Source organism: Actinomadura kijaniata NBRC 14229 (genome assembly GCF_001552175.1).
GTDB classification, from domain to species: domain Bacteria; phylum Actinomycetota; class Actinomycetes; order Streptosporangiales; family Streptosporangiaceae; genus Spirillospora; species Spirillospora kijaniata.
In genome coordinates, this window is sequence record NZ_BCQR01000257.1 from 1 (window position 1) to 10,944 (window position 10,944).

The window sequence follows — 10,944 nt, forward strand, 5'->3', positions numbered from 1 at the left end:
GCCCTCCGGGCTCGCCGAGCGCCATCAGCCTGGCCATGAAGTCCCCGGTGGGCGCGTCGTCGGCGCCCTCGGCCACCGGGAGGTCGGACAGTCCGCGCAGCCGGGACTTCAGCCGCCGCAGCGCGTCGGCCTCCTTCCTGCACCGGTCGCAGAACGCGAGATGGGCGAGAGCGAGCTCGCGCTCCTCATGGCCCAGCTCACCGTCGACCAGAGCGGTCAGACGCTCCCCCAGACAGCTCACGCGGCTCCCTCTTCGTCCCGTTCGTCACGCACCGGCGATCCAGAGGAACGCCGATGTACTTTCTAGGCGTCCACGGCCGCGCTGTCACGTCCGATGGCGCCGGCCCGGCGCGGCGCCCGGTGCTCCAGCGCGGCGCGCAGCTGCGCCCGCCCCCGGTGGATGCGGCTGCGCACGGTCCCCAGTTTGACACCCAGGGTCGCCGAGATCTCCTCGTACGACAGGCCCTCGATGTCGCACAGCACCACGGCCGCGCGGTACTCGGGGGCGAGGGCGTCCAGCGCGGCCTGCACGTCGGCGTCGAAGTTGCGGTCGTCGAACGCCTGCGCGGGCGTGGGCTCGCGGCCCTGCAACCGCTCGGCGGCGTCGTCGGCCAGCCCCTCGAAGCGGATGCGCTGCTTGCGGCGCGCCCCGTCGAGGAACAGGTTCGTGGTGATGCGGTGCAACCAGCCTTCGAACGTTCCGGGCGTGTAGTTCGAAAGCGAACGGAACACCCGGACGAAGACCTCCTGCGTGAGGTCCTCGGCGTCGTGCTGGTTGCCGGTCAGGCGATAGGCGAGCCGGTACACGCGCGCGGAGTGCTCGCGGACGACCTCGTCCCATGACGGGGGCGCCCATTCGGCCTCGGGTGCGTTGTCGCGTGCTCGTCCGGCCGCTGCGTTACCGAACCCCTGCCTGGGGCCGACCCCCACAGCGCCCTTGAGGGTAAGTGCTGCCACTCCCATGGTGTCGGGCTGTTCCTTCCTGGATGTCCAACACTGTCGCGCCTGGGCTGGGGCGGTGTCGCGACCGGACGCCGGAAGCGGCCGATCGTTCACTTAGAACGCGCTGAAACTCCAGTTGGTTCCCGGTCAGCGATAAGGTCTTCACCGAGCATGAGCCAGGCGGGGGTCCCGCGAGGAGGCAGCCATCGACGCCATTCAGGCCACCCTGGCCTACGTGGAGGAATTCCACCTCGAAGACGAGCCACTTCTCAACGCCCGGCGGCGGGGGGAGGAGGCCGGCGCGCTGCCCATCGGCCCGGCCGGGGGCGCGGCGCTGCGCTTCATCGCGACCATGCTGAACGCCCGCACGGTCGTGGAGGTCGGCTCCGGCTGCGGCGTGTCCGGGATCTGGCTGCTCCGGGGGATGGCCAAGGACGCGGTGCTGACCAGCGTGGACGTCGATCACGAGAACCAGCGGCTGGCGAAGCTGGCCTACCGGGAGGCCGGGCTCGGCTCGTCCCGCACCCGCATGATCGTCGGCCGGGCGCTGGAGGTGCTGCCCCGGCTCACCGACGGGGCCTACGACATGGTCTTCTGCGACGCCGACCGGCGCGAGTACCCCGAGTACCTGACGGCGGCGCTGCGGCTGCTGCGTCCGGGCGGGGTGGTCGCGCTGGACAACGCGCTGTGGCACCGCCGGGGGACCGACCAGGCCCGCCGCGACCCCGAGACGCAGGCGGTCCGCGAGGTCCACCAGATGATCCGCGAGGACGAACGGCTGGTCCCCCTGCTGCTGCCGGTGGGCGACGGCCTGCTGTGCGCGGTCAAACGCGACTGAGCGCGTTTCAAAGCCCTGGCCCACGGTGCTCGCCCGGGGGCTCGCGCCTCACCAGGGCCTGGCGGGCGCGACATCGCTTCGCTCGCGTGCGCGGCTGAGGCCCGGTTCGGAACAGGCCCTGGGCGTACGGACTGGCCGGGCGGGTTACCCTCCCGTAGGGTCCGCTGTCATGGAGTCCGCCGACCGTACGACCGACACGCCCGCCGAGCCGTTCCTGGTGCGCGAACGCCCCGGGTGGCGGGCGGTCTGGCAGTTCGTGGCGATGCTGATCCTGGTGGTGGCGTCGGTCGGGTTCGTCGGCGGCGCGGTCGCGCGGGGCCAGGGCCTCGGCAGCGCCCTGTTCGGGGTGCTGGGCGTGGCCGGGATCGTGCTGTTCGGGACGGGCCTGCTGCTGTCGCTGGGGACGCTGCTGAACCGCCGCCCGGTGCTGGAGCTGACCGCCGGCGGGGTGCGCCGCCCGGCGCGCTGGCCGCTCCCCCGCCGCGCCGACCGGGTGCTGCCCTGGACGGAGGTGACGGCGATCGCGGCGCTGCGCCGGGGCGTGCACGGCACCCGCCGGGGCGAGCAGGACTACCTGGTGTTCCTGCCGACCGGCGAGCTGGCGGAGCTGGCCCGCACGGCGGAACGCCCGCGGCTGGTCGCGTTGACGCTGACGGACCTCCCGCACACGGCGCCCGCGGCCCGGTGGTGCGTGCCGGTGGACCGGGAGGCCCTCCCGGAGGTCGTCCGCGAGGCGCGGCGCCGCCGCGAGGTCCCGGTGATCGACCGCCGCAACCGGTGAGCCCGGGCGGTGGCGCCGGTCAGGCGGTCAGCCAGGACAGCAGCAGGCGGGTGGCGAAGCCCGTCGCGCCCTTGGTGATCTCGGCGTCGTCGCCGGTGGCGCGGCCCGGGCCGGCGATGTCCAGGTGCGCCCAGGGACGCTCGCCGACGAACGCCTCCAGGAACAGCGCGGCGGTGATCGCGCCGCCGCCGAAGCCGGGCTTGCCCACGTTGGCGAGGTCGGCCACGTCGGACTCGATCGCGGGCCGCAGGTCGTCGCTCAGCGGCAGCCGCCACACCGGCTCCCCGGCGGCCGTCCCGGCGGCGGTGAGCGCCTCAGCGAGCGCGTCGTCGTTGGCGAACAGCGCGCCGTGCCGCACGCCGAGGGCGAGCTTGGCCGCGCCGGTCAGCGTCGCCACGTCCACGACCGCGTCGGGGTCGAGCTCGGCGTCGGCGTAGGCGAGGGCGTCGGCCAGCACCAGGCGGCCCTCGGCGTCGGTGTTGAGGACCTCGGAGGTGGTCCCGCCGTAGTGGGTGATCACGTCGCCGGGGCGCATCGAGGACCCGGACGGCATGTTCTCGGCCGCCGCGACCAGGCCGGTGACCCGGGCGCGCACACCCAGGTCGCGCAGCGCCCCCATGACGGCGAGGACGACGGCGCCGCCGCTCATGTCGGTCTTCATGAGCTTCATGTTCTCGTTCGGCTTCAGCGACAGGCCGCCGCTGTCGAACGTGATGCCCTTGCCGACCAGCACGACGTGCCGGTCCGCGCCCTCGGGGGCGTAACCGACCTCGATCAGCCGGGGCGGGCGGGCCGAGCCGGAGCCGACGGCCAGCAGGCCGCCGAAGCCGCCCTCGGCCAGCGCCTTCTCGTCGCGGACCCGCAGCGTCAGGCCGGACCGTTCGGCGATCTCGGCGGCGCGGTCGGCCAGCCAGGACGGGTCCTTCTCGCCGGAGGGGGTGTTGGCCAGGTCGCGGGCGGTCGCGGCGGCGTGCGCGCGGGCGGTGCCGCGGGCGATCGCCTCCCGGGAGGCGTCGGGCCCGGCCTCGGTGAGCACGGCCAGGGTCTCCAGCGGGCCCTTGGCCGGGGCCTCGCCGATCCGGAACGTGTAGGAGGCCAGCAGCGCGCCCTCGACGAACGCCGCCAGGTCGCCGTCCGGCACCCCCGCGACCAGCGTCCGCCTGCCCCTGCCCCGCCGGGCCAGCGCGGCCCCGGCCCGGCGCAGGTCGGCGGGGGTGGCGTCGCCGACGCCGTACAGCAGCAGCTCGCGGACCCCGTCCCCGACCCGCACCGGGGTGGAGACGATCTCTCCGGCCTCGCCCTTGGCCCGGTGCAGCGCCAGGATCTCGTCCAGCGTGAACGGCAGCAGCGCGGCGATCTCGGCCGCGGGGGCCTGCGGGCCGGACCGGACCGGTACCGCCGCGACCTCGGCGTCCCGTTCGGCCGTCAGCTCCGACAGCCGGCCGCCGACGGGCTCGACGCGGGTCTCGATGGGCATAGGTCGGATCCCCCTACCTCAGGCGATGCTGGATGGTGCTGCGTGGCGTCCCGAGCACGGCGAAGGCCCCGGCGGCGTCGCCGGGACCATCACCGTCGTACTCCGGCACGGAAGTGCGCGGGCCTGTTCCAAAGTGGTCCCCAGCCACGCACGCGAGCGCGTTACCTGACCTGCGGGCCCGACGCCGAAGGCGAGGGGCCGCGGGTCAGATCGCGAAGCGATGCCGCGCTCGCCAAGGCCTGGTAAGGCGCGAGCCCCCAGGCGAGCGCCGTAGGCCAGGGCTTTTGAAACACAGTCTCAGCCCACGACCTCCTTGATGGCCTCACCGAGCTCCTTCGCCTCGTCGGCGGAGAGTTCGACCACGAGGCGGCCGCCGCCTTCCAGAGGGACCCGCATGACGATCCCGCGCCCCTCCTTGGTCACTTCGAGCGGACCGTCTCCCGTCCGCGGCTTCATCGCCGCCATGCGTGCATCCCCTTCCTGCCTAGGGCCGCGTGGGGCCTCCGGGCACCGTTGGCCGCGTGGCCGCCTGTCGCATCCGCGTCATCAGTAGTGGTCCATTATCTCGTCTTCCGGGCGCGAAGTGGTAACGATCAGTCTGCAGATCGGAAGTCCGCGCATATTCCGCACCCCTCGAACACCGTGGAAGCCGCACCGAAAGGCAGGCGACAACGGCCCTTTGCCTTCTCTTTGCCCGATGTCGCACGGTCACGCCTCTTGCCCGCGGACTCCCGCTTCACCGATCGTTACCTGGGAGCGCCCCACGAGGATTGCGAGGACAAGGATGTTCGACGCCGCCCAGAACGGCCCCGTGCGTTATGCCGCCACCGACGGTGTGGCCACAATCACACTTGACCGTCCGGACGCGATGAACTCGCTGACGGTCGAGACCAAGGAGGCGCTGCGGGCCGCCGTGGAACGCGCCGCGGGCGACCCCGGGGTGCGCGCGGTGCTGCTGACGGGCACGGGCCGGGCGTTCTGCGCCGGGCAGGACCTGCGCGAGCACGCCGACAACCTGGCCGCCGGGAAGGGCCTGGACGACACGGTCCACCGCCACTACAACCCGATCGTGCGGGCGCTGACGGAGATGCCCAAGCCGGTGGTCGCGGCCGTCAACGGCGTCGCCGCCGGGGCCGGGATGTCGCTGGCGCTGGCCTGCGACCTGGTGGTGGCGGCCGACACCGCGAAGTTCACGACGGCGTTCACCGGGATCGGGCTGGCCCCCGACAGCGGCCTGTCGTGGACGTTGCAGCGCCTGGTGGGCCGGGCGGTGGCCGCCGAGCTGCTGCTGCTCGGCGGCACGGTCACCGCCGACCGCGCCCTGCGGCTCGGCATGATCCACAAGGTGGTCGGGCCCGAGGACCTGGCCGCCGAGGCGGCGGGGCTGGCCCGCCGGCTGGCCGACGGCCCCACCCTGGCCTACGCGGCGGTGAAGAAGGCCCTCGACCACGCCGCCACCGGCGACCTGCCCTCGGCGCTGGAGCGGGAGGCGGCGCTCCAGGACGAGCTGGCGGCCACGGCCGACCACCAGAACGCCACCCAGTCGTTTCTGAAGAAACAGAAGCCCACGTTCGAGGGCCGCTGAGTCCTGCCCCCGGAGATCAGGCCGGGGGCAGGTGGACGCCGACGATGCAGGTGTCGTCGTCGGTGTCGGCGTTGCTGTGGGTCAGGAGGTGGTCCAGGCGGGTCTCCAGGGACGCCGCCGGGCCCCTCGCCGTGGCCAGCAGGTGCTCCAGGGCCTCCTGCATGGTGCCGTCGCGGCGCTCGACCAGGCCGTCGGTGTACATCAGCAGCACGTCGTCGGGCTCCAGGACGAACTCGCCCTCCTCGTACTCGGCCTCGTCCAGCGCCCCCAGCATCAGCCCGCCGACCAGCGGCAGCGTGGCCGACTCCCCCGCGCGCACCAGCACCGGGGGCAGGTGGCCCGCGCGGGCCCAGCGCAGCACGCGCGTCTCCGGGTCGTACAGGCCGCACAGGGCGGTGGCGGTGACGTAGTCGGTCAGGTGGTGGGCGACCAGGTTCAGCCAGCCCAGGATCTGGCCGGGGCCCGCGCCGGTGGCGGCCAGGCCGCGCAGCGCGTTGCGCAGCACGACCATGCCGGTCGCCGCGTCGATGCCGTGTCCGGCGACGTCGCCCACGCAGAGCAGGACCCGCCCGGACGGCAGCACCACCGCGTCGTACCAGTCGCCGCCGACCGCCGACTCCTCCTCGGCGGGCCGGTACCGCACCGCCACGCTCAGCCCGGCGGCGTCGATCGGGCCGCGCGTCGCGGGCATGATCGCGCGTTGGAGCTGGAGGGTGAGGCGGTTGCGTTCGACCGCCTGCTGCTCGGTGTGGGCGAGCCGGTCGCGGGTGGCGGCCAGGGCCACCTCGGTCCAGTGCTGGGCCGAGATGTCCTGGTAGGCGCCGCGCACCGCGAGCAGGTGCCCGGCGGTGTCCAGAACGGGTTCGGCGACGATCCGCAGGTGCCGGACGACGCCGTCGGAGCGGTGCAGCCGGAACGCCGCCGACGCCGGCCGGTGGTGATGCAGCAGCGTGCGGAGGAACCGGCCGATGGCCGGCTCGTCGTCGGGGTGGGCGTGGTCGGGCAGCTCGGCCAGGGGCACCGGCGACGCGGTCGGGGGCAGCCCGTGGAGCTGGAAGAGCTGGACGCTCCAGAGGGTCTCGCCGGTGATGAAGTTCTCCTCGAACCCGCCGACGCGCCCGAGGCGCTGGGCGTGCTGGAGCAGGTTGGCCAGGCGGGCGGCCTCGTCCTCGATCCGCCAGGTCAGCAGCACGCTGTCGCCCAGGCGGCTGATGCTGACGGCGGCGGCGGCCGACAGCGGGACCTCGTCGACCAGCGCGGTCAGCACCATCCGGTCGGCGCGGAACGGCTCGCCGGTCGCGTAGACGCGTTCGATCTTGTCGAAGAGGCCGCCCTGCTCGGCCGCCAGCGGGTAGGACTCCAGCAGCAGCGTGCCGACGACGGCGGCGCGCGGCCGCCCGGCCAGGTCCACGAAGTGGCCGTTGACATGGTGGATGCGGAAGTCGGCCAGGGCGCCGCCGGCGTCGATGTGCGGGCGCAGCACCAGGACCGGGTCGTGCAGGCCGTCGGCGAGGTCGATCAGCTCCGGCAGGTCGCGGTAGGCGGTGGCCGACAGGGCGGCGGAGGCCAGGCCGGCGGCGGGCCGGGTCTCCAGGGTGTGGGCGCACAGCTCGGCGAGCGCCTCCAGTTGCCGCTCCACGCGCGGCGAACGGTCCTCGGGGACGTCGGGCCAGCAGACCTCCAGCACGCCGATCAGGCGGCCGCCGGTGCCCGCCGGGACGGCCACCCGGCCGCCGGCGCACTCGTGCAGCCCGATCGACGGCGGCCCGCTGCCGCCGAGGGAGTCCAGCCACACCGGCCGCCGCTCGGTCAGCGCCCGCCAGGCCGGGGTCACCACGCCCGGCGGGACGTACCGCCACCGCGTGGCCTCCTCCTCGGTGAACCCGGCCCAGCCCGCCAGGCTCAGCGAGCCGTCGCCGTCGGCCGCCCACACCGCGACGGCGGCGGCCCCCAGCGGGGCGAGGGCGTGCCGCAGCAGCGACTCGGCGACGGCCTGGGCGTCGGGCGCGGCCAGCGCGCCGCTCTCGGCGGTCCGCAGCCGCGCGGCCTGCTCGGCGGCCCGCTCGGCGGCGTGCTCGGCCTGGGCGCGGCGGACCGCCTGGTCGAGGAACCCGCGGGTCGCCTCGGCCATCCGGTCCTGTGCCGCCTGATCGATGATCTCGGCGGCCAGCTCCAGCGGCGTCACGCCCGCCTCGTCGGCCAGCTCGTGCAGCTGCCGGGCGGCCTCGGCGGGGCCGCAGTGCAGCCGTTCCACCAGCACGCCCTTGGCCAGCTCGATGACGCCCCGGCCGTCGGCGGCGGCCTGCGCCCGCCGCACCTCGCGGCGCAGCCGCTCGACGGTCGCGGCCAGGCGGCTGACGCCGGAGACCGTGGCCGTCGAACCGTCGGGCGCCACGGGGTCGGGCGCGGTGTGGTCGGGCGCGGTGGGGTCGGATGCCATGCGGTCAGGCGTCACGGGCCGCACCGCCGTCGAGGCAGCGTTGGATGCAGGCGATCAGGTCGCCGGCGTCCAGCGGCTTGGTGACGTAGTCGTTGGCGCCGGAGGCCAGGGACTTCTCCTGGTCGCCGGGCATCGCCTTGGCGGTCACCATGATGATCGGCAGGTCGGCGTGCTCGGGCATCGCGCGGATCGCGGCGGTGGCGGTGTAACCGTCCATCTCCGGCATCATCACATCCATCAGCACCACGTCCACGTCGGGGTGGGCCTTGAGCGCCTCGATGCCCTCGCGGCCGTTGTCGGCGTGCGCCACCCGCATCCCGTGCATCTCCAGGATGCCGGTCAGCGCGAACACGTTGCGCGCGTCGTCGTCCACGATCAGCGCGAGCCGCCCGGCCAGGGAAGCGTCGATCCGCACCGGGTCCCGCTCCTCGGGTTCCTCCCGCCGCACCAGCGGCAGCACGTCACCGGGCTGCTCAGCCGACAGGTGCAGGGCGATGCGCTCGCGCAGCTCGTCCAGGCTGTTCAGCAGCTCCAGCGGGCGGTCGTCGGCGCGGTCGCGCAGGGCGCGTTCCCGTTCGGCGTCCAGGCGGCGGTTGTTGTGCGCCAGGACCGGGAAGCCGCGCAGCGCCGGGTCGCCGTCCATCGCCTCCAGGATGCGCAGGCCCGCGCCGTCGGGCATGTCGAGCTGGAGCACCACGCAGTGGAACGGCTCGGCGGCCAGCGCCGCGGCGGCCTCCTCCGCGCCCACGGCCGTGGTGATCTCCACGGGGTCGCGGGCATCGCCCAGGTGGCGGCTGTCGGCGGCGGCGCTCTCGGCGACCAGCGACAGCAGCCCGCCCTGCCGTTCCTCGATCACCAGCAGGCGGCGCGGCCGGGGCGGCTCGGCGGGCTGGAGGGCGGCCGGCTCGGGCCGCCGCGGGGCCGCCACCTGGTGCGGGGCGGAGGCGGGCCGCACGTCCTGGAAGTCGGGGCGGGCGACGGGCAGGTACAGCGTGAACGTGCTGCCCCGGCCGAGGGCGCTGTCGGCGGTGATGGACCCGCCGAGCAGGTAGGCGATCTCCCGGCTGATGGACAGGCCCAGCCCGGTGCCGCCGTACTTGCGGCTGGTGGTCCCGTCGGCCTGCTGGAACGCCCCGAAGATCGACTCCAGCTGGTGCTCGGCGATGCCGATGCCGGTGTCGGTCACCCGGAACGCCAGCGCCGGTCCGTACGCCGCCACCTGCGGCGGGAGCTCGCCCGGGTCGGCGGGCTCGATGCGCAGCTCCACGCCGCCGGCCTCGGTGAACTTCACGGCGTTGGACAGCAGGTTGCGCAGCACCTGGCGGAGCCGCGCGTCGTCGGTGACGACCTCGGCGGGCAGGCCCGGCGCGGAGCTGATCCGGAAGTCCAGGCTCTTCTGCGTGGTCAGCGGCCGGAACGTCGCCTCGACGTACTCCAGCAGGCCCCGCAGCGGCACCTGCTCGGGCGTGATGTCCATCTTGCCCGCCTCGACCTTGGACAGGTCGAGGATGTCGTTGATGAGCTGGAGCAGGTCCGACCCGGCGGAGTGGATGATGCCCGCGTACTCGACCTGCTTGGGGGTGAGGTTGCGGGTCGGGTTCTGCGCCAGGAGCTGGGCGAGGATGAGCAGGGAGTTGAGCGGGGTGCGCAGCTCGTGGCTCATGTTCGCCAGGAACTCGCTCTTGTACTTGGACGCCAGCGCCAGCTGCCGGGCGCGGTCCTCCAGCTCCTGCCGGGCCTGCTCGATCTCCAGGTTCTTGGTCTCGATGTCGCGGTTCTGGCTGGCCAGCAGCGCGGCCTTCTCCTCCAGCTCGGCGTTGGAGCGCTGGAGCTCCTCCTGCCGGATCTGGAGCTCCTCGGAACGGGCCTGGAGCTCGGCGGCCAGGCGCTGCGACTCGGCCAGCAGCTCGTCGGTGCGGGCGTTGGCGACGATGGTGTTGACGTTGACGCCGATGCTCTCGCGCAGCTGCTCCAGGAAGTCGCGCTGCACCGGGCCGAACGGCTTGAGCGACGCCAGCTCGATCACGCCGAGGACCTGGTCCTCGACGACGATCGGCAGGTCGATCAGGCTGGCCGGGGTCGCCGCGCCCAGCCCGGAGGAGACGGTGACGTAGCCGGACGGGACGTCCTCGACGACGATGGTCTGGCGGTTGCGCGCGGCCTGCCCGACCAGCGAGCGGCCGGGCCGGAACCGGACGGGCCGCACCGGGGCCGCCGGGTCGTCGTCCTCGGGGTAGCCGTAGGAGCCGATCAGCGTCAGCTCGAACTCGCCCTCCTCCTCGGGTTCGGCCAGGTAGAACGCGCCGTACTGCGCCGACACCAGCGGGGTGAGCTCGTCCATGATGAGCGCGGCGACGGTCGACAGGTCGCGGTGGCCCTGCATGAGGCCGGAGATGCGGGCCAGGTTGGTCTTGAGCCAGTCCTGTTCCTGGTTGGCGCGGGTGGTCTCGCGCAGGGACTGCACCATCAGGTTGATGTTGTCCTTGAGCTCGGCGACCTCGCCCGAGGCGTCCACGGTGATCGACCGGGTCAGGTCCCCGGTGGTCACCGCGCTGGTCACCTCGGCGATCGCGCGCACCTGCCGGGTCAGGTTGCCCGCCAGCTCGTTGACGTTCTCGGTGAGCCGCTTCCAGGTGCCCGACACGCCCTCGACCTCGGCCTGGCCGCCGAGGCGCCCCTCCGAGCCGACCTCGCGGGCCACCCGCGTCACCTCGGCGGCGAACGCCGACAGCTGGTCCACCATCGTGTTGATGGTGTTCTTCAGCTCCAGGATCTCGCCCCGGGCGTCCACGTCGATCTTCTTGGTCAGGTCGCCCTGCGCGACGGCGGTGGTGACCTGGGCGATGTTGCGGACCTGGTTGGTCAGGTTGTTGGCCATGGA

General features: G+C 73.8%; 9 protein-coding genes. 3 read left to right on the forward strand and 6 right to left on the reverse strand.

Going from position 1 to position 10,944, the window contains the following annotated elements; genetic code table 11:
• Together AKI01S_RS46415 and sigE are read right to left on the reverse strand one after the other, a co-directional pair.
• Positions 1 to 241: anti-sigma factor family protein (locus AKI01S_RS46415; RefSeq protein WP_174567477.1), on the reverse strand; the 241-nt coding region annotated here is incomplete at its 3' end.
• Between the two features lie 62 nt (positions 242 to 303).
• Positions 304 to 963, reverse strand: coding sequence for an RNA polymerase sigma factor SigE (gene sigE, locus AKI01S_RS46420; protein ID WP_220508853.1), 660 nt, complete (start codon positions 961 to 963; stop codon positions 304 to 306).
• 214 nt (positions 964 to 1,177) lie between these two features.
• On the opposite strand from sigE, the gene AKI01S_RS46425 reads away from it, so the two are divergent.
• Together AKI01S_RS46425 and AKI01S_RS46430 are read left to right on the forward strand one after the other, a co-directional pair.
• Positions 1,178 to 1,780, forward strand: coding sequence for an O-methyltransferase (locus AKI01S_RS46425; RefSeq protein ID WP_067832882.1), 603 nt, complete (start codon positions 1,178 to 1,180; stop codon positions 1,778 to 1,780).
• Between the two features lie 169 nt (positions 1,781 to 1,949).
• Positions 1,950 to 2,561, forward strand: a complete 612-nt coding sequence (locus AKI01S_RS46430) for a hypothetical protein (RefSeq protein WP_067832885.1) — start codon at positions 1,950 to 1,952, stop codon at positions 2,559 to 2,561.
• Between the two features lie 19 nt (positions 2,562 to 2,580).
• On the opposite strand, the gene AKI01S_RS46435 is transcribed toward AKI01S_RS46430, so the two are convergent.
• Complete coding sequence (locus AKI01S_RS46435; RefSeq protein ID WP_067832888.1) at positions 2,581 to 4,038, reverse strand: leucyl aminopeptidase; 1,458 nt, start codon at positions 4,036 to 4,038, stop codon at positions 2,581 to 2,583.
• Between the two features lie 297 nt (positions 4,039 to 4,335).
• Positions 4,336 to 4,503 (reverse strand): DUF3117 domain-containing protein, encoded by a 168-nt coding sequence (locus AKI01S_RS50000; RefSeq protein WP_084000917.1) that lies wholly within the window; start codon positions 4,501 to 4,503, stop codon positions 4,336 to 4,338.
• A gap of 319 nt (positions 4,504 to 4,822) precedes the next feature.
• On the opposite strand from AKI01S_RS50000, the gene AKI01S_RS46440 reads away from it, so the two are divergent.
• On the forward strand, positions 4,823 to 5,623 hold the full coding sequence (locus AKI01S_RS46440) for an enoyl-CoA hydratase-related protein (protein ID WP_067832891.1): 801 nt from the start codon (positions 4,823 to 4,825) through the stop codon (positions 5,621 to 5,623).
• 16 nt (positions 5,624 to 5,639) lie between these two features.
• On the opposite strand, the gene AKI01S_RS46445 is transcribed toward AKI01S_RS46440, so the two are convergent.
• Positions 5,640 to 8,063: a SpoIIE family protein phosphatase gene (locus AKI01S_RS46445; RefSeq protein WP_084000918.1), complete on the reverse strand. Its 2,424-nt coding sequence runs from the start codon at positions 8,061 to 8,063 to the stop codon at positions 5,640 to 5,642.
• 4 nt (positions 8,064 to 8,067) lie between these two features.
• A partial coding sequence (locus tag AKI01S_RS46450) for a response regulator (RefSeq protein ID WP_157420644.1) occupies positions 8,068 to 10,944 on the reverse strand: 2,877 nt, incomplete at its 5' end.